Source organism: Klebsiella africana, from assembly GCF_020526085.1.
GTDB classification, from domain to species: Bacteria; Pseudomonadota; Gammaproteobacteria; order Enterobacterales; family Enterobacteriaceae; genus Klebsiella; species Klebsiella africana.
In genome coordinates, this window is the sequence record NZ_CP084874.1 from 3,237,177 (window position 1) to 3,255,752 (window position 18,576).

Annotated in this window: 20 protein-coding genes; 11 read left to right on the forward strand and 9 right to left on the reverse strand. The window is 56.1% G+C overall.

The features are described from left to right. Position 1 precedes the first annotated feature (1 nt). Together LGL98_RS15845 and rimJ are read right to left on the reverse strand one after the other, a co-directional pair. Positions 2–655, reverse strand: a complete 654-nt coding sequence (locus tag LGL98_RS15845; RefSeq protein WP_136030665.1) for a YceH family protein — start codon at positions 653–655, stop codon at positions 2–4. Positions 656–664: 9 nt separating this feature from the next. Further along, entirely contained in the window at positions 665–1,249 is a 585-nt protein-coding gene (rimJ, locus tag LGL98_RS15850) for a ribosomal protein S5-alanine N-acetyltransferase (protein WP_136030658.1), read from the reverse strand. A gap of 228 nt (positions 1,250–1,477) precedes the next feature. Between rimJ and mdtH the strand changes: the two genes are divergently transcribed. From mdtH to LGL98_RS15885, 7 genes are all read left to right on the forward strand, one after another. Next, entirely contained in the window at positions 1,478–2,686 is a 1,209-nt protein-coding gene (gene mdtH / locus LGL98_RS15855; RefSeq protein WP_136030656.1) for a multidrug efflux MFS transporter MdtH, read from the forward strand. A gap of 113 nt (positions 2,687–2,799) precedes the next feature. Then, positions 2,800–3,360, forward strand: coding sequence for a lipoprotein (locus tag LGL98_RS15860; RefSeq protein ID WP_136030654.1), 561 nt, complete (start codon positions 2,800–2,802; stop codon positions 3,358–3,360). 125 nt (positions 3,361–3,485) lie between these two features. Next, complete coding sequence (gene pyrC, locus LGL98_RS15865) at positions 3,486–4,532, forward strand: dihydroorotase (RefSeq protein ID WP_136030652.1); 1,047 nt, start codon at positions 3,486–3,488, stop codon at positions 4,530–4,532. Between the two features lie 72 nt (positions 4,533–4,604). After that, the gene (gene dinI, locus LGL98_RS15870) at positions 4,605–4,856 is read left to right on the forward strand and encodes a DNA damage-inducible protein I (protein WP_002898994.1); all 252 of its coding nucleotides are present in this window, start codon (positions 4,605–4,607) and stop codon (positions 4,854–4,856) included. 302 nt (positions 4,857–5,158) lie between these two features. After that, positions 5,159–5,413: a biofilm formation regulator BssS gene (gene bssS / locus LGL98_RS15875; RefSeq protein ID WP_002898992.1), complete on the forward strand. Its 255-nt coding sequence runs from the start codon at positions 5,159–5,161 to the stop codon at positions 5,411–5,413. Positions 5,414–5,539: 126 nt separating this feature from the next. Then, the gene (gene solA / locus LGL98_RS15880) at positions 5,540–6,658 is read left to right on the forward strand and encodes an N-methyl-L-tryptophan oxidase (RefSeq protein ID WP_136030648.1); all 1,119 of its coding nucleotides are present in this window, start codon (positions 5,540–5,542) and stop codon (positions 6,656–6,658) included. Between the two features lie 72 nt (positions 6,659–6,730). Continuing rightward, positions 6,731–6,844 (forward strand): DUF2770 family protein, encoded by a 114-nt coding sequence (locus LGL98_RS15885; protein WP_002898988.1) that lies wholly within the window; start codon positions 6,731–6,733, stop codon positions 6,842–6,844. On the opposite strand, the gene trhO is transcribed toward LGL98_RS15885, so the two are convergent. Beyond that, on the reverse strand, positions 6,830–7,894 hold the full coding sequence (trhO, locus tag LGL98_RS15890; RefSeq protein ID WP_136030646.1) for an oxygen-dependent tRNA uridine(34) hydroxylase TrhO: 1,065 nt from the start codon (positions 7,892–7,894) through the stop codon (positions 6,830–6,832). The two genes, LGL98_RS15885 and trhO, sit on opposite strands and share 15 nt — an antisense overlap. A gap of 205 nt (positions 7,895–8,099) precedes the next feature. Between trhO and LGL98_RS15895 the strand changes: the two genes are divergently transcribed. The 3 genes from LGL98_RS15895 to LGL98_RS15905 all read left to right on the forward strand — a co-directional run bounded on the left by LGL98_RS15895 (position 8,100) and on the right by LGL98_RS15905 (position 10,895). After that, the gene (locus LGL98_RS15895) at positions 8,100–9,020 is read left to right on the forward strand and encodes a Kdo(2)-lipid IV(A) acyltransferase (protein WP_136030644.1); all 921 of its coding nucleotides are present in this window, start codon (positions 8,100–8,102) and stop codon (positions 9,018–9,020) included. A 170-nt stretch (positions 9,021–9,190) separates the two neighbouring features. Next, positions 9,191–10,417 carry a multidrug efflux MFS transporter MdtG gene (gene mdtG / locus LGL98_RS15900; protein ID WP_136030642.1) on the forward strand — a complete coding sequence of 409 codons (1,227 nt, stop codon included), beginning with the start codon at positions 9,191–9,193 and terminating at the stop codon, positions 10,415–10,417. A 91-nt stretch (positions 10,418–10,508) separates the two neighbouring features. After that, entirely contained in the window at positions 10,509–10,895 is a 387-nt protein-coding gene (locus LGL98_RS15905) for a MysB family protein (RefSeq protein WP_012542251.1), read from the forward strand. Here LGL98_RS15905 and LGL98_RS15910 read toward each other — a convergent pair whose 3' ends face one another. The 3 genes from LGL98_RS15910 to mdoG form a co-directional block, all read right to left on the reverse strand. Further along, complete coding sequence (locus LGL98_RS15910) at positions 10,896–11,123, reverse strand: YceK/YidQ family lipoprotein (protein ID WP_136030640.1); 228 nt, start codon at positions 11,121–11,123, stop codon at positions 10,896–10,898. It abuts the gene before it with no gap. A gap of 66 nt (positions 11,124–11,189) precedes the next feature. After that, positions 11,190–13,718 (reverse strand): glucans biosynthesis glucosyltransferase MdoH, encoded by a 2,529-nt coding sequence (gene mdoH / locus LGL98_RS15915; protein WP_136030638.1) that lies wholly within the window; start codon positions 13,716–13,718, stop codon positions 11,190–11,192. Beyond that, positions 13,711–15,264: a glucans biosynthesis protein MdoG gene (mdoG, locus tag LGL98_RS15920; RefSeq protein WP_168435253.1), complete on the reverse strand. Its 1,554-nt coding sequence runs from the start codon at positions 15,262–15,264 to the stop codon at positions 13,711–13,713. Before mdoG ends, mdoH begins: the two co-directional genes overlap by 8 nt. 251 nt (positions 15,265–15,515) lie before the next feature. Here mdoG and mdoC point away from each other — a divergent pair, with 251 nt between their 5' ends. Beyond that, a complete protein-coding gene (gene mdoC / locus LGL98_RS15925; protein ID WP_136030636.1) occupies positions 15,516–16,676 on the forward strand; it encodes a glucans biosynthesis protein MdoC in 1,161 nt (386 codons plus the stop codon). Positions 16,677–16,715: 39 nt separating this feature from the next. On the opposite strand, the gene LGL98_RS15930 is transcribed toward mdoC, so the two are convergent. From LGL98_RS15930 to LGL98_RS15940, 3 genes are all read right to left on the reverse strand, one after another. After that, positions 16,716–17,303 (reverse strand): TetR/AcrR family transcriptional regulator, encoded by a 588-nt coding sequence (locus tag LGL98_RS15930; protein WP_136030634.1) that lies wholly within the window; start codon positions 17,301–17,303, stop codon positions 16,716–16,718. 66 nt (positions 17,304–17,369) lie between these two features. After that, a complete protein-coding gene (ymdB, locus tag LGL98_RS15935) occupies positions 17,370–17,897 on the reverse strand; it encodes an O-acetyl-ADP-ribose deacetylase (protein ID WP_136030632.1) in 528 nt (175 codons plus the stop codon). 149 nt (positions 17,898–18,046) lie between these two features. Continuing rightward, positions 18,047–18,529, reverse strand: coding sequence for a DUF1097 domain-containing protein (locus tag LGL98_RS15940; RefSeq protein ID WP_136030630.1), 483 nt, complete (start codon positions 18,527–18,529; stop codon positions 18,047–18,049). Positions 18,530–18,576: the final 47 nt, after the last annotated feature.

Consider the following 18,576-nt stretch of genomic DNA (forward strand, 5'->3'; position numbering starts at 1 on the left):
TTTAATCTCCCAGATGGTGTAACAGCGAGTCGAGGCGCGCTTTTAACTCCGCTACCTCACCTTCCAGTGCTTCAACCCGGGCACGCAGATCGTCATCATCTTCCAGCGGTGCGAGTGCTTCCACCGTGGTGATCAGCGTGTCCATATCATCGCAAAACAGATGCATATAGCGGCTTTCCCGCTTCCCCGGCTCCCGAGGCAGGCGGGCGACGAAGGGGCCATCTTCGCGCGTTGCCAGCCCTTCCAGCACGCTTTCCACTTCCGCCATATCGCTGAACTCATGCATCCGCTGCGCCCGGCTGCGGAGTTCGCCCGGCGTCTGAGCACCGCGCAGCAGTAACGTCGTCACCACCGCTACCTCGCCGGCGCTGAGTTTCAGATCGCCAAACTCGGAGTTGCAAAAGCGCTGTTCATATTTGGTGACGCGATTACCGAATCCGCTGACCGTGCGCAGATAGTGCCGTTTCACCAGCGTATCCAGCAGGGCCTGGACCTCGCCTTCGCTCAGGGACATCACCGGTTCGCGGTTGGTTTTCTGATTGCAGGCGGTGACCACGGCGTTCACCGACAGCGGATACTGTTCGGGGGTGGTGACCTGTTTTTCCAGCAAACAACCAATGACGCGCGCTTCATGCGCGGTTAATTGATATTTCATCCTCTCTCCTTAACGTCCCGCAGACCAGTCCGGCGTCGTTAACGCCGTTAACACATGGTCACGCCACTGCCCGTCAATCAGCAGATAATCTTTGGCGTAACCCTCCTTTTCAAACCCCAACCGCGCCAGCAGCGCGCCGCTGCGCTGATTATGCGGCATATAGTTGGCCATAATGCGATGAATATGCTGCGTGCGCTGCATATAGCGAATTGCCGTGGTCAGCGCTTCAAACATCAGCCCCTGCCCCTGCCACTTCTCACCAATGGAGTAGCCGAGATAACAGGCATGAAACGATCCGCGCACCACGTTGGAGAAGTTCGCCACGCCGATGATCTCTTTTTCCTCTGGATCGAGCAGGGCGAAATAGAATGCTGAACCCTGCTTATGGAATTCGGCAATCATCGACAGGCGCGCCTGCCATCCGGAAGGATAGCAGTGGCTGTCATCACGTACCGGCTCCCACGGTTTTAAGAACGCTTTATTTTCGGCGTAATAATCGGCCAGACGCCATGCGTCACGATCGTGAACCAGGCGCACCACCAGCCTGTCCGTCGTCAAACGCACCTTCGGCACGTTACTGCGATAGCCAAACATTTCCTCTTCAGTCCCCCTGACTTGAATCTTGCTATCATCACTATACCTGTCCTGTGCGGCGGTGTGAAAACAGCAACATACCATTTTCTGCGCCATCTCCTCTTTTCGATGAATAGCCTCAATCGAACTTGCATTTTGATAAAAAAATATTGTCGCAAGGGTGCTGGGAAAAGCAGCAGATTGCCCGCAGAATATCCTCGCTTATCTCTCTTTTTCCCTGGAGGGGAAATGTCCCGCGTATCGCAGGCAAGGAGCCTGGGTAAATATTTCCTGTTAGTCGATAACATGCTGGTCGTGCTGGGCTTTTTTGTCGTCTTCCCGCTGATTTCCATCCGCTTTGTCGATCAGATGGGGTGGGCGGCGCTGATGGTCGGTATTGCGCTTGGCCTGCGCCAGCTGGTACAGCAGGGATTAGGCATCTTTGGCGGCGCCATCGCCGACCGCTTCGGCGCGAAACCAATGATCGTCACCGGCATGTTGATGCGTGCCGGCGGCTTCGCCGCGATGGCCGTTGCCCATGAGCCATGGGTGCTCTGGCTCTCCTGTATTTTGTCCGGGCTGGGCGGCACGCTATTCGATCCGCCGCGGGCCGCCCTGGTGGTTAAGCTGGTGCGCCCGCATCAGCGCGGCCGCTTTTTCTCCATTCTGATGATGCAGGATAGCGCCGGGGCAGTGATCGGCGCCCTGCTGGGCAGCTGGCTGCTGCAGTATGATTTTCGTCTGGTGTGCAGCGCCGGCGCCGCGCTGTTTATCGCCTGTGCGGCGTTTAATGCCTGGTATCTGCCGGCGTGGAAGTTGTCTACGGTGAAAACCCCGGTGCGAGAAGGGCTGGGCCGGGTGCTGCGGGACAAGCGCTTCGTCACCTATGTCCTGACGCTCACCGGCTATTATATGCTGGCGGTGCAGGTAATGCTGATGCTGCCGATCATGGTGAATGATATCGCCGGCTCGCCAGCGGCAGTGAAGTGGATGTACGCCATCGAAGCCACCATTTCGCTCACCCTGCTCTACCCCATCGCTCGGTGGAGCGAAAAACGCTTCCGCCTTGAGCATCGGCTGATGGCCGGTCTGCTGGTGATGACCCTGGCCATGCTGCCGATCGGCATGACCAGCAGTTTACAGCAGCTGTTTACCCTGATTTGCCTGTTTTACATCGGCTCCATCATTGCCGAACCTGCCCGCGAGACGCTGGGCGCTTCGCTGGCAGACGCCCGGGCGCGTGGCAGCTATATGGGCTTCAGCCGTCTGGGCCTCGCCTTTGGCGGCGCGCTGGGTTACGCGGGCGGCGGTTGGCTGTTTGATGCCGGGAAAGCCGTGGGCCAGCCCGAGCTGCCATGGCTGATGCTTGGGGCCATCGGGATTATCACCTTCCTGGCGCTGTGGTGGCAGTTTAGTCCGAAACGCTCTGCCTCCGGCATGCTGGAGCCGCGTACATGAAGCGCCCGCGGCGGTATTCCCCTGCTTTCAGCCTATTCTGCTGGCATCAAGGGTGCTGACAGATCATGATGCTTTGTGTCAGGATGAATGAAGGTATGAGCTTGAGGAACCCCATGAAAAAGATATTGATCGCCGCCGCGCTAATTGTCAGCGGCCTGCTGAGCGGCTGTAATCAGCTGACCCAATACACGGTAAGCGAGCAGGAGATTAACCAGGCCCTGCAGAAGCGAAACCATTTTGCCAAAGATATTGGTCTGAAAGGCGTTGCCGACGCCCATATCGAACTGCAGAACCTCACCAGCGCTATCGGGCGCGAGGAGCCGGGCAAAGTTACGCTGACCGGGATCGCTAACGTTGATCTGAACTCCCTGTTCGGCACGCAGAAAGCGACGATCGATCTGAAGCTCAAAGCGCTGCCAACCTTTGACAGAGAGAAAGGCGCTATCTTCTTGCAGGAAATGGAGGTGGTGGATGCCAAAGTGGCGCCCGAGAAGCTACAGTCGGTCATTCAGGCCCTGCTCCCCTACCTGAATCAGTCGCTGCGCAGCTACTTCAGCCAGCAGCCGGCCTATATCCTGCGTGAGGACGCCAGCACCGGTGAAGCGCTGGCGAAGAAATACGCCAAGGGCATAGAGGTGAAGCCGGGCGAGATTGTCATCCCCTTTACCAATTAATCTCCAGGGCGCTACGGCGCCCTGAATTTTTTACGGAAATGAGTGCAAAGGAAAACGTTTACGCTTATCCTTAGTGCCCGGCAAAAAACAGCCCTGATGACTGAACCTATTAGCCGGAGCCTTCCATGACAGCACAATCCCAGGTATTGAAAATCCGCCGCCCAGACGACTGGCATATCCATCTGCGCGATGATGATATGCTGAAAACCGTCGTGCCTTATACCAGTGAGTTTTATGGCCGGGCGATCGTGATGCCGAATCTGGTGCCGCCTGTCACCACCGTCGCGGCGGCTATCGCTTACCGCCAGCGCATTCTGGATGCCGTGCCGGCCGGGTATAATTTTACCCCGCTGATGACCTGCTATCTGACGGACTCCCTCGATCCGGCAGAGCTGGAACGTGGCTTTAACGAAGGGGTGTTCACCGCCGCCAAGCTTTACCCGGCCAACGCCACCACCAACTCCAGCCACGGCGTCACCAGTATCGACGCCATTATGCCGGTGCTGGAGCGGATGGAAAAACTGGGGATGCCGCTGCTGGTTCACGGCGAAGTCACTCAAGCCGAGATTGATATTTTCGATCGCGAAGCGCGCTTTATTGAGACGGTGATGGAGCCCCTGCGCCAGCGCCTGCCCGGCCTGAAAGTGGTTTTTGAACATATCACCACCAAAGACGCCGCCGAGTACGTGCGTGACGGTAATGAACTGCTGGCAGCTACCATCACCCCGCAGCATCTGATGTTCAACCGCAACCATATGCTGGTGGGTGGCATTCGCCCTCACCTGTACTGTCTACCGGTACTCAAACGCAATATTCACCAGCAGGCTCTGCGTGAGCTGGTCGCCAGCGGTTTCAGCCGTGCCTTCCTCGGCACCGACTCCGCGCCGCACACCCGCCACCGTAAGGAAGCCAGCTGTGGCTGCGCCGGCTGCTTTAACGCCCCGACCGCCCTCGGCAGCTACGCCACGGTGTTTGAAGAAATGAACGCTCTGCAGCACTTTGAGGCTTTCTGCTCGCTGAACGGCCCGCGCTTCTACGGTCTGCCGATCAATGAGAGCTACGTTGAACTGGTGCGTGAAGAGACGACCGTTGTGGACAGCATTGCCCTGCCCAATGACACCCTGGTGCCCTTCCTGGCGGGTGAAACTGTCCGCTGGACCATGAAGAAATAAAAACGCAGCCCCCTGTTGTCAACGCCAAGCTGATACTGTATAAATAACCAGTATCGAACACAGGGGGCAATTATGCGCATTGAAGTGTCTATCGCCAAAACGACCGCCTTACCTAACGGCGCGCTGGAAGCGCTGAATAACGAACTCTCTCGCCGTATCGCCGAGCAATTCCCGGCCATCGATAGCCAGGTGAGCGTCCGCTACGCCACCGGAAACCAGCTCTCGGTGTTTGGCGCCCTGAAAGAAGACAAAGACCGGATAAGCGAAATCCTGCAAGAAACCTGGGAAAGCGCGGACGACTGGTTTGTCCACGATCTCTCCTGAAGCATGCCGGGATCCAGTTACTCTGGTTTGCTCCCTCATTGTGCTTTTTTTGCCGGGTCGCCCCGGCTTTTTTATCCCTCTCTTCTGTTCAGAATAGTCCTGATTATTCTGCTCAATATCGACTAAAATGGCCATTTTACGCGCTTATCTTGAGTAAAAAAACGGCAAAAGAAGAAAATCATGCTGCCTTTCATTTAATTTCTCGAGTTTATTCTTGATCCCTGATATAATTAACTTGCTTCAAAAAATATGCATTAAACCTCGAGAATTGTTGTCTTTTAACATATGAATAAGGGGTTATGATGGAAAAAAATAATGAAGTCATTCAAACCCATCCCCTCGTTGGATGGGACATCAGCACCGTTGATAGCTACGATGCGCTGATGCTGCGCCTGCACTACCAGAACCCCACTCAAGAAAACAGTAATGATGCTGAGATTGGCCAGACGCTATGGCTAACGACGGACGTCGCACGTCAGTTTATTTCAATCCTGGAAGCAGGCATTGCAAAGATTGAATCTGGCGAATACCAGGAAAATGAGTACCGCAGGCATTAACGCGGCACGCGGAATGACTTAAGTATAATCTTAACAGGCACCTGCGGGTGCCTGAATTATTTTCGGGCTTGTATAAGCGCAGGGAGTTAATTACCCTGCTAACAAGGCAATTACCCGGAACTCACCATGCAATACGATCTTATCATTATCGGCAGCGGCTCTGTTGGCGCTGCGGCGGGGTATTATGCGCGTCGTGCCGGACTCAATGTTCTGATGACCGATGCCCATCAACCTCCCCATCAGGAAGGCAGCCATCACGGCAGCAGCCGTCTTATCCGTCACGCCTATGGCGAAGGTGAAAAATATGTTCCGCTGGTGCTGCGTGCCCAGCAGCTATGGGATGAACTGGCAGAGATCAGTGGCGAAGCCGTGTTTGAACGTACCGGCGTCATTAACCTCGGCCCCGCCAGCTCCCCTTTCCTGGCCAACGTCGCCGCCAGCGCCAGGGCGTTCGATCTTGAGGTTGAAGAGTTAGATGCCCAGGCTGTAATGCAACGCTGGCCGGAGATACGCCTTCCCGATGGCTACCGGGCGATCTTCGAACCTGCTTCCGGCGTACTGCGCAGTGAGCTGGCCGTCGAGACCTGGATCCGTCTGGCGCGGGAAGCAGGCTGTGCACAGTTATTCAACTGTCCGGTCTCAGCCATTCATCACCATGCTGACGGCATCACCATCGATACCCTCGACGGTGAATATCATGGTAAAAAACTGCTGGTCAGCGCCGGCACCTGGGTCACCCGCCTGCTGCCGGACCTCCCCATCCAGCCGGTACGCAAGGTCTTCGCCTGGTACCAGGCCGATGGCCGTTACAGCAGCAAAAATCATTTCCCGGCATTCACCGGTGAGATGCCCAACGGCGATCAATACTACGGCTTCCCGGCAGAAGATAATGAACTGAAGATTGGCAAGCATAACGGCGGCCAGCCGATCGCCACGCCGCAGGAGCGGGTAGCGTTTGGCGCGGTCGCCAGCGATGGTTCCGAATCCTTCCCGTTTTTGCGTAACGTTCTGCCAGGCATCGGCGGCTGCCTGCACGGCGCCTCCTGCACCTACGACAATACCGTCGATGAGGACTTTATTATCGATACGTTGCCAGGCAGGCCAGACACGCTGCTGATCACCGGGCTGAGCGGCCACGGCTTTAAGTTTGCGCCAGTGCTGGGGGAAATTGCCAGTCAGTTTGCCCGGGGTGAGGCGTCGACCTTTAACCTGACGCCTTTTTCGCTGGCGCGCTTTAGCTCATAATGAAATGCGGCGTGCCTGCCGCCGGAAAAAAAACGGCCTCCGTGTCGAGGCCGTTAGTCATTGAGAACGGTTATGCGTCGCCTGTTTAATATGCTGGTCAACAACGTGCGCGAGCACTTTATGATCTATCTTGCGCTCTGGTTGTTGCTGGCCATCATCGATCTCGTCTGGTTATGGTTTTTCTGACGACGCCGGCTCGGGGATCCCGAGTTTGGTGTTCAGTCGGCCACGCGATTTGTTAAAGATTTTATTGCCGTTTTCGCGTCCGGCGCGTAGCTTGCGCTGCTCCTCTTCCGGCAGCTTATGCTCTTCCATACAGGCTTCACTACAGCAGCCGGCTAACTTCTCAGCACAGCTCGGGCACTGAATAAACAGCAGATGGCAGCCGTCATTCAGGCAATTGGTATGAGTGTCGCACGGCGCGCCGCACTGATGACAATGCGCGATGACGTCATCGGAGATCCGCTCGCCCATTCGCTCATCAAAGACAAAGTTTTTGCCAATAAAACGGACCGGCAGCCCCTGCTCACGAGCGCGGCGGGCGTATTCAATAATGCCACCCTCGATGTGCCAGACCTTATTGAAACCGTTATGCTTCATCCAGGCGCTGGCTTTTTCACAGCGAATCCCCCCGGTACAATACATGACAATCTTCTTGTCTTTGTGATCCTGCATCATTTCCACAGCTTTCGGCAGCTGGTCACGGAAGGTATCCGCCGGGATCTCCAGCGCGTTTTCGAAATGGCCCACCTCATATTCATAGTGATTGCGCATATCGATAAACACCGCATCCGGATCGTCGAGCATCGCATTGACATCCGCCGCCTTGAGATAATCCCCTACATCGGAAGCGTCGAAGGAGGGATCGTCGATGCCGTCGGCGACGATGCGGTCGCGTACTTTCAGGCGCAGTACCCAGAAAGATTTCCCATCGTCCTCCAGGGCGACATTGAAACGCAGCCCCGCCAGCGCCGGATCGAAGCCATAGAGAAACTCACGCAGAGCCTCAACGTTGCTTTCCGGCACGCTGATTTGCGCGTTGATGCCTTCCCGGGCCAGGTAGATGCGGCCAAAGACCTTCAGTTGGGTTAACGCAACCCATAACGCATCGCGCGTGGCTTGTGGGTCGACAATGGTGAAATATTTATAGAATGAGATCGTCGTGCGCGGCTCGGTCTCAGCCAGCATTTGCGCCTTTAACGTCTCATTTGAAATGCGGTTGTGTAACACTGGCATGGTGTACCTGCTCGACATAGAAATGAGGAAATAAACGGCGGGCATGATATAGCAAAGCTAGTTAATTTACATCCCTACATTTTACGCTACATTTCTCTCACCCGGCTGCACCCCACTTAACAAAACCGATGCCCGCTCAGCGCCTTTGGCTGGGCGGTAAAAAAATGCGATAATATAAGGCGTTGCTCACTGATACGAGTATGAAATGACTCATTTGCCTAAATTTTCTGCGGCGCTGCTGCATCCGCGCTATTGGCTGCTGTGGCTGGGTATCGGCCTGCTGTGGCTGGTTGTCCAACTGCCCTACCCGCTCATCTACCGTCTGGGGAACGCCATTGGCCGGTTGGCCATGCGCTTTATGAAGCGCCGGGCTAAGATCGCCTATCGCAACCTTGAGCTCTGCTTCCCGGATAAAAGCGAGCAGGAACGCCACCGGATGGTGGTGATGAACTTTGAATCGGTGGGCATGGGACTGATGGAGACCGGCATGGCCTGGTTTTGGCCGCTTCGCCGTGTCGCCCGTTGGACCGATACCATCGGCTTTGAGCATATCCGCGATGTGCAGGCGCAGCAGCGCGGTATTCTGCTGATCGGCATTCATTTCCTGACTCTCGAAATGGGTGCGCGAATGTTCGGTATGAACGAGCCGGGGATTGGGGTCTATCGCCCCAACGACAACCCGGTGATCGACTGGCTGCAGACCTGGGGCCGCTTGCGCTCCAACAAGGATATGATTGACCGTAAGGATCTGAAAGGGATGATCCGGGCACTGAAAAAAGGCGAAGTGGTGTGGTACGCACCGGATCACGATTACGGCCCGACCGCCAGCGTCTTTGCCCCGCTGTTTGCGGTCGACCAGGCGGCGACCACCTCCGGCACCTGGATGCTGGCGAAAATGTCCAAAGCCTGCATCGTTCCCTTCGTCCCGCGTCGCAAACCGGACGGTAAAGGTTATGAACTGATTATCCTGCCGCCAGAGTGTTCCCCGCCGCTGGACGACGCGGAAACCACCGCCGCGTGGATGAATAAGATTGTCGAGCAATGCATTATGATGGCCCCGGAACAGTATATGTGGCTCCATCGTCGCTTTAAAACTCGCCCCGAAGGCATGCCCTCCCGCTATTGATCCCCTTTCCCGGCCGCGCATGTGGCCGGGAATGCGCCTCTCGCTCATGCTTTACGCTCTCCTTTAGCTTTAAAAGCTCTCCTCCATTGCGGCATCTATTTCTCAGGCGCATAATTAGCAGGCTCATATTTTCTCTTAATTTGACCTGCCGCGCAGGCCAGTGGAACCCTATGTCGTCTGCTGAAACCCCCATTAACTGGAAACGAAACCTGACTGTGACCTGGCTTGGCTGCTTTTTAACCGGCGCCGCCTTCAGCCTGGTCATGCCCTTTCTGCCACTTTACGTCGAACAGCTTGGCGTCACCGGGCATAGCGCCCTGAACATGTGGTCCGGGCTGGTCTTTAGTATTACCTTTCTTTTCTCCGCCATCGCCTCGCCATTCTGGGGCGGTCTTGCTGACCGCAAGGGGAGAAAAATCATGCTGCTGCGCTCCGCCCTCGGGATGGCCATTGTGATGATGCTGATGGGAATGGCGCAAAATATCTGGCAATTTTTGCTGCTGCGCGCTTTGCTCGGCCTGCTGGGCGGTTTTATTCCTAACGCCAACGCCCTGATTGCAACGCAGATCCCGCGCCATAAAAGCGGCTGGGCGCTAGGGACACTGTCTACCGGCGCGGTAAGCGGCGCCCTGCTCGGCCCGTTGGCTGGCGGATTCCTTGCCGACCACTGGGGACTGCGTACCGTCTTTTTTATGACTGCAGCCGTGCTGTTTATTTGCTTCCTGTTCACACTTTTCTTAATCCGCGAAAATTTTGCCCCGATCGCTAAAAAAGAGATGCTCAGTGCCAGAGAGGTTTTCTCCTCGCTGCAGAACCCCAAACTGGTGCTCAGCTTGTTTGTGACCTCACTGATCATCCAGGTGGCCACCGGCTCCATCGCGCCGATCCTGACGCTTTACGTACGCGATCTCGCGGGTAACGTTAGTAACATCGCCTTTATCAGCGGAATGATCGCCTCGGTGCCGGGGATTGCCGCGCTGATGAGCGCCCCGCGGCTGGGTAAACTTGGAGATCGCATCGGACCGGAAAAAATCCTCATCGTGGCGCTGGTTATCTCGGTGCTGTTGTTGATCCCGATGTCATTTGTTCATACTCCGCTGCAGTTAGGTATCTTGCGTTTCTTGCTCGGCGCTGCGGATGGCGCGCTACTGCCGGCGGTGCAAACTCTGCTGGTGTATAACTCCACCAGTCAGATCTCCGGGCGGATCTTCAGCTATAATCAGTCGTTCCGCGATATTGGCAACGTTACCGGCCCCCTGATCGGCGCGTCGGTTTCCGCGAACTATGGCTTTCGCGCCGTATTCCTGGTCACTGCTGGGGTGGTGCTGTTTAACGCGATCTACTCCACCCTCAGCCTGCGCCGGCCAGCCGCGGATACCTCGCATTCAGTAAATTAACGTGCAGAGGGGCTCTGCCCCTTGACGCCGTGCTAACGGCCTTCTATAGATTGAATCGTGTTCAATTCATATTCTTCTCAGGAGATTCGCTATGCCAAAGGATTCGATGTTTTATGCCACGCTCGAAGAGGCTATTGATGCAGCACGTGAAGAATTTCTCGCCAACAACCCTGACAGCGATGAAGAGAGCGCCAACGTTGAGCAGCTCAACATCCAGAAGTATGTGTTGCAGGATGGCGATATCGCCTGGCAAGCCGAATTTTTTGCTGATGAAGATGAACAAGGCGAATGCCTCCCGATGCTCAGCGGCGAAGCTGCGCAGAGTGTTTTCGACGGGGATTACGATGAGATAGAGCTGCGCCAGGAGTGGCTGGAGGAAAATACGCTACATGAATGGGATGAAGGTGAATTCCAGCTCGAGCCCTCGCTGGACACCGAAGAGGGACAGACGGCAGCCGACGAGTGGGACGAGCGTTAATCAGTTATAAGGGCCGTGGCTGGCGTCCAGCGGCAGCAGAAGCGTATCAAAGACCAGCGAGAACGGCAGGTCCAGAATGGTGAGATAGCGCCATGCCGAATCGCGAACGTCCCACTGCACGCCCGGGTAATATTGATTGCCATGCCCCTGCCCGGGCACTGTCCGGCTAATAATGCTGCCGCAGCCGCTCAGCAGCAGCGCCATGGCAATGATCGATAATATTCGCATCCACAACCTCGTGTTTCAGATAAAAAAATACCGGCATCGCTGCCGGTATTTTCCTTTACGTACGGCTTATTTCGTTTTCAGCGCCAGCGGGTTAAGCGCCAGCTGCTGATAGGCATTGACCCACGAGGAGTATTTCTCCGGCGCGGCCCATACCCGATAGTGCAGACGCGACATCGTTACCGGGTCGCTCAACAGTACCAGTCGACGATCGCGATTCAGCTTATCCGGCGTTTCATTCAACGCCTGCTCGACATGGCGCTCGCGGGCTATCTCAAGGATATGACCCTGACGGTGACGCGCGGTGGCCATCGCCGTCGCAAGAGCGTTAAACGACGGATTGAATACCGCGTGCATAAAGCCATCGTCCAGTGAACGCTGACGGTTCAGCGTCAGGTACGCATCGGTATCCTTGAGCACCTGCGGCGGCGAATACTCTTCCGGGATCAGGAACAGCTTCCAGCGCTTGGTGCGCAGGCCCACCGTCGCCCGGCTGGAGATCGCCGACACAAACGGCGAGAGGATCAGAGATACAACGATCGGCGCCAGCCAGAACAGGAAGCGCAGATCCAGCCATGCCATCCCGACCGCCCACACCAGGCCCAGCAGCAGCTGCGAGCCGTGACGCATAAAGGCTTCTCCCCACGGCGTGGAGTCATCATCACGCTGCGGCGAATTCCATACCACTTCCCAGCCGAGGAAGGCGCTGACCACGAAGACGGTGTGGAACAGCATGCGAACCGGCGCCAGCAGGACCGAGAACAGGACCTCCAGCAGCAGAGAAAGCGTGACGCGGATAAATCCGCCATACTCTTTCGGCCCTTTACACCACACCAGAATAATACTCAGCAGCTTCGGCAGGAACAGCAACACCATGGTTGAAGCAAACAGCGCGATGGCCAGCTCCGGACGCCACTGCGGCCATACCGGGAACAGCTGACGCGGCTGCAGGAAATACTGCGGCTCAGTCAGGGCATGCACCACCTGCAACGCTGTCGACAGGGCAAGGAACATAAACCACAGCGGCGCCGACAGGTAGGACATCACGCCGGTGAGGAACACCGCCCGGTGAACCGGGTGCATCCCTCTGACGAGGAACAGGCGGAAGTTCATCAGGTTGCCCTGACACCAGCGGCGGTCGCGTTTCAGCTCGTCCAGCAGGTTCGGCGGCAGCTCCTCATAGGAGCCCGGCAGATCGTAGGCAATCCATACCCCCCAGCCGGCACGGCGCATCAGCGCGGCTTCGACGAAGTCATGCGACAGGATCGATCCGGCAAAGTTGCCCTCGCCCGGCAGCGGCGCCAGCGCGCAGTGCTCAATGAACGGCTTCACGCGGATGATAGCGTTGTGTCCCCAGTAGTGGGACTCCCCCAGCTGCCAGAAGTGCAGACCTGCCGTAAACAACGGACCATACACCCGAGTGGCAAACTGCTGGCAACGCGCATACAGCGTGTCCATGCCCGAGGCGCGCGGCGATGACTGAATGATCCCGGCGTTCGGGTTTGCTTCCATCAGGCGCACCAGGCTGCTCAGACACTCTCCGGTCATCACCGAGTCAGCGTCAAGTACCACCATGTAGCTGTACTGGCTGCCCCAGCGGCGGCAGAAATCATCAATGTTGCCGCTCTTACGCTTCACGCGACGACGACGACGACGGTAGAAGATCTGCCCTTCGCCCTGCACTTCGGCAATCAGCTCCATCCACGCCTTTTGCTCAGCAACACAGATATCGGGGTTATAGCTATCGCTGAGGATATAGACGTCGAAGTGCGCGGCGTTGCCGGTGGCTTTCACCGATTCCCAGGTCGCCCGCAGCCCGGCGAAAACGCGGTCAACGTCCTCGTTACAGATCGGCATAATAAGCGCCGTACGGTGCGCCGGGTTCAACGGTTCGTCACCAACCGTCGAGGCGGAAATACTGTACTTATCGCGGCCGATCAACATCTGCAGGAAGCCCATTAACGCGGTCCAGAAGCCGGCGGAAACCCAGCAGAACAGCACCGCGAAGAGGATTAGAATGCCGCTCTGCAAGACGTATGGCAGCAGCTGCATGAAAGAGATCCACAGGTTCTGTCCCACCATGTCGGCCGGGTTAATCAGCGCCCAGCCCTGATAAGGCAGAATGGTTTTCATATACCAGGTGGCCACCACGGTCTGCGACAGCGTCAGCAGCAGCAGGATATAGCGACGAATGGTGCCGACGGTACGCCATTTTTGCTCACTCTCACGCTCTTCTTGCGTCAGACGGGAGAGATAGCGCGGTGTGACATCGCGCCCGCGCAGACGGTCCCAAAAGCGGCCGACCGGGTTGGTACGCCACGGATCCGGGATCATCGAGGAGCGTTTGGCTTTTGGCATCGCGTGCAGCTGGGTACGGCCTTCATCATCCTTCACCAGCTGATCGCCAGCAAGGGAATCCGGCCAGCTGTGCGCCAGACGCGCCTTGACCGACCCTAGCGGGGCGTCGTCTTCGCGGGCGAAGGTCCGATGTTCGTCATCCAGGGCCTGATGAACGGCCTGCAGGCTGGTGTCCGGCAGCGCCGATTTCTCGGCGTCCGACAGCGGCAATGCGTCAATGTACTTCGTTATCTTATTCATTGGCAGGCAGCTGATAGCTCCAGGTTTCGCTCAACGTGTCATCACCGTTAACCAGTGCGGCGCGCATTTCCGTCGTTTTCTTCGGATCTTTCACCTTCAAACGCAGGATCATTCGCCAGCCTTTGGTTACTGGGTTATAACGCACGGTATTTTCAACGATTTCGGCATTATCGCCGGTGCTCGCCTGCGCGGTGATCGGGGTATCCGCTGGCAGTTTTTTCATATCGGCGCCGGTGAAGTCAACGATGAAGGCAATCGTGCCGTCCGACTGGCGGATCAAATTCGACTGTTTCACGTCGCCGGTAGAGCGGCGGGTCTGCATAACGTAAGCGTTATCCGGCGCATGCAGCTTGTCTTCATCGCGGCTGAAGGTGATGGTGTATTTGAAATTCATCTCCTTGCCCGGCTCCGGCAGCTGATCCGGCGTCCAGTACGTCACGATGTTATCGTTCGTTTCATCGTTAGTCGGGATTTCAACCAGCTCGATTTTCCCTTTACCCCAGTCCCCTTTCGGCGTGATCCAGGCACTCGGACGCAGGTCATAACGATCGTCAAGATCTTCGAAACGTGAGAACTGACGGCCGCGCTGCAGCAGACCGAACCCTTGCGGGTTTTCCATCGCATAGCTGCTGACGGCCAGATGTTTCGGGTTATTCAGCGGACGCCAGATCCACTCGCCGTTGCCGGCCAGGATAGACAGACCATTGGAGTCGTGCAGCGCCGGACGATAGTTGAGCGTCGGAGAAGGCTGATTGGAACCAAACAGGAACATGCTGGTCAACGGCGCCACACCCAATTTGCCTACTTTGTCGCGCAGGTAAACTTTGGACTGGACGTCCACGACGGTGTCGCGTCCCGGCATGATCACGAAGCGATAAGCGCCGGTTGCACGCGGGGAATCCAGCAGCGCATAGATAGTCAGACGCTTGTCAGTGGCTTTAGGACGTTCGATCCAGAACTCACGAAAGCGCGGGAATTCTTCACCGGACGGCAGCGCGGTATCGATAGCCAGGCCACGCGCGGACAGACCGTAAACCTGACCCTGACCCAGCACGCGGAAGTAGCTGGCACCGAGCATGCTGACGATTTCATCGTTCTTATCTTTGCTGTTGATCGGATACAGGACTTTGAAACCGGCGAAACCGAGGTCTTTCACCGTGTCTTTATCGTGCTGAACGTTACCGAAGTTAAAATAGTCTGGGTTATATTTAATTTTTCGCACGCTGGTGGCGGTCACTTCATTGATGGTGACCGGCGTGTCGAAGTACATACCCTGATGGTAAAATTCAAGCTTGAATGGGGTTTTCTGGTTATTCCAGTAAGCTTTATCGTGATTAAACTGAATTTGCTGGTAGTCCGCGTATTTCATATCGCGGAAAGCGGAGGGCAGGTTACTTTTCGGCGCTTCATAGCCTTTCCCGGCTAATGTCTTGGCCTCTTTTGCAACGTCATCAATGCTAAACGCCCATGCAGATGAAGTACACAGGGACAACATTACGGCTGCGCTTAACCAACGCATTTTCATCATCTGTGGTTTATGTTTCATATAAGTAAGCACTTCCCCCTTTGTGTGCTTAAATCGATCCGATCTATTTTAATGGAAACTCAGGCAATCCGACAACATAATCCCTGCTTTGTTCAGCCCGGCGGCACAGGGAATAAACAGTTCGCTGTCCCGTTTGCACTTTGAGTGCTTATCCTGGAGACAGATACCCCGAGTTCATGTAGGGTTGCTGATAATGTAAACGTTATCATCTTGAGTGATAAGCCGAATTATCTGAGATTATTGTGAATCGTATGAATAATACTCCGGTGCAGCGTGAATATTTCTTCGACAGTATCCGTGCCTGGCTGATGCTGCTGGGGATCCCTTTCCACATTTCGCTGATCTATTCCAGCCATACATGGCATGTCAACAGCGCCGAGCCCTCATGGTGGCTGACGCTTTTTAATGACTTCATTCATGCCTTTCGCATGCAGGTCTTTTTTGTCATTTCCGGCTATTTCTCCTACATGCTTTTCCTGCGCTATCCGTTGAAAAAGTGGTGGAAGGTGCGCGTTGAACGGGTCGGTATTCCGATGCTGACCGCCATCCCGCTGCTGACGCTTCCGCAGTTTATTATGCTGCAGTACGTCAACGGCAAGGCGGAAAACTGGCATACCCTGTCGAGGTACGATAAATTTAACACCCTGGCGTGGGAGCTCATTTCCCACCTGTGGTTTTTACTGGTGCTGGTGGTGCTGACCTCGTTGGGAGTGGTGCTGTTTAAATGGCTGACCCGCCGTCCGGCAGGCGGCGCTCACACCTTCGGTGACACTGTCACTATGGGCCAGTTAACGATGATTTTTCTCGCGCTGGGGGTCTTTTATGCGCTGATCCGCCGGTCGCTATTCCTGGTTTACCCGCCACTGTTAAGTAATGGTCTGTTTAACTTTGTAGTGATGCAGACACTGTTCTACCTGCCCTTCTTTGTGCTGGGTGCGCAGACCTTTATTAATCCACGTCTGAAGACGATGTTCACCACCCCATCACCGTGGTGCTGCGCGGCGGCACTGCTGGGATTTATCGCCTACCGGCTGAACCAGCAGTACGGGTCCGGCGATGGCTGGATGTATGAAACGGAATCGGTGATTACCATGGTGCTGGGGCTGTGGATGGTCAATGTGGTCTTTTCGCTCGGCCATCGCTTGCTGAATTTCCAGTCGGCGCGCGTGACCTATTTCGTCAATGCCTCGCTGTTTATTTACCTGGTGCACCATCCGCTGACGCTATTGTACGGGGCGTGGATCACCCCGGCCATCAAGTCGAATACCTTAGGCTTTATTGGCGGGTTGGTTTTTGTGGTGGGTATTGCCCTGATCCTGTATGAAATTCACCTGCGCATTCCACTGCTGCGTTTCCTGTTCTCCGGTAAACCGATGAACAAACCGGCCAAAACCCCGGCTTCGGCCAGCTAAGTTGCAGCGAGTGCGGCACACCTGATGTGCCGCACTACCTTACTCATCAAACAGTCGTTCGAAGATCATATTATACAGGGCTTCTAAATCGGCTTTATCTACCGGGGTGGAGGTGCTCAACTCGCCGCGATAGGCAGCCCCTTCCGTCAGAACGGCAATCAGCTCTGACGCGGCATTGCGCCGCGCATCGCTAAGCCCGGGATGGTATCGCTGCGACAGACGCCCTCCCTCCTCTTTCAATCGCCGGTCAGCCTGCATCAGTATTTCGCGCAAGCGTGGATTACGCGAAGCTTCAGCGTTGATCTCCATCAGCAGATAATTATCGCTTTTGGTCGCCGCCGGGGTAGGGATCCTGCCGGCCAGAACCGCCGCTTTGCGCGCCAGGTTGTGGTTCTCATCGATCATCTCACCGACTCTGGCGTTGACGATTTCACTGACAATCGCTTCAATGATCGCTTCCTTGCTGGCAAAAATGCGATACAGCTGACCGACGCTCAGGCCTGCCTCGCGGGCGATATCGGCAACGGAAGCGCCGTGCAGCCCCTTTTCAGCGAAACATTTTTGCGCAGCGGCAACGATCTCCGCGCGGCGCGCCTGCTGCTTCTGCTGGACTTTTCCTTCTGACACCCTACTCCCTCCTGCTATCCATCATTCCCGTCAAGACGGGCGGTTATCATAGCCTATTCTGTTGAATCAGGGGCATGACGCCAACAGGCGGCGATAGATAGCCGCCGTTTCCTCGTCAAAACAGACGAACAGAACACGCTCAAGGGGGTTATAGCGAGTGAGAAACGCGGTGACAGTGCGCACAGCGATCTCCGCCGCAGCCTCTTTTGGGTAGCCATACACGCCGGTGCTGATCGCTGGAAACGCAATGGAGCGATAATTATTTGCCGAGGCCAGCTGCAGACTGTTTTTGTAAGCATCGGCCAAAGTTTGCGCTTCCATCCGGTCGCCGCCGTGCCAGACCGGTCCTACGGTGTGGATCACCGCGCTGGCAGGCAAATTACCCGCGGTGGTAATCACCGCATGACCAGGAGGACATTCGCCCTGCTGCTGCAATACCTGTTTGCAAGCCGCCAGCAGCACGGGGCCGGCCGCGCGATGGATCGCGCCGTCTACTCCGCCACCGCCCAGCAGCGAGGGGTTTGCCGCATTAACAATCACATCGACATCAAGTGTCGTAATATCGCCGAGAATTACCTCAGGTTTAACAGCCATTTCTCCTCCTGTCGGCATAGCATGTGGATACGGCTTTCTGCCGATACTAGGGCATTCTCACCTCCGGGAGCAAGGTTATCGCTTTGCCCGGTGACGAGAAGATAAAAAAACAGGACCCATAAGGTCCTGTTTTTTACTCGTCCTGCCGGTCAGGCGTTATCATTAGCGAACGATTTATGTTTATCCGCACGGGCCGCCAGCCACAGGCCACTATTCTTCATGGCGTAACCAAAGACCAGGCCCAGCCCCAGAGAGGGCACTACCAGACGCCAGTCACCCTCCGCCGCGAAGGTCGCGCAGGCGCCGATAAAGGTGCCCGGGACAAACGACAGCAATGTCTGTCGCGCCTGGATGCACATCAGAAAGGCCACCACGCCGGTCATCATATAGCTGAGGATTTGCAGCTGCGGGGCCAGCGCGCTACCGTGGATAATCACTAATGCCCAGACCACGCCGCTCATCACCGTGCAGGACGAGATGGCCAGCCCTTTCACGCCGCCCTGCGGGCAAGCGAAATAGGCCGTACAGCCGAGAAATCCGGCCCAGCTCAGCAGGCCGAGAGCGACCGCCACCCATCCCCAAATCCCGGAAAGAATGCCTGTCGTTAATGCGATTGCGAAGAGTATGTTCATGACGCGTATCCTAGCAGATACGCGCCACAAGAATGCGATCTAAAACA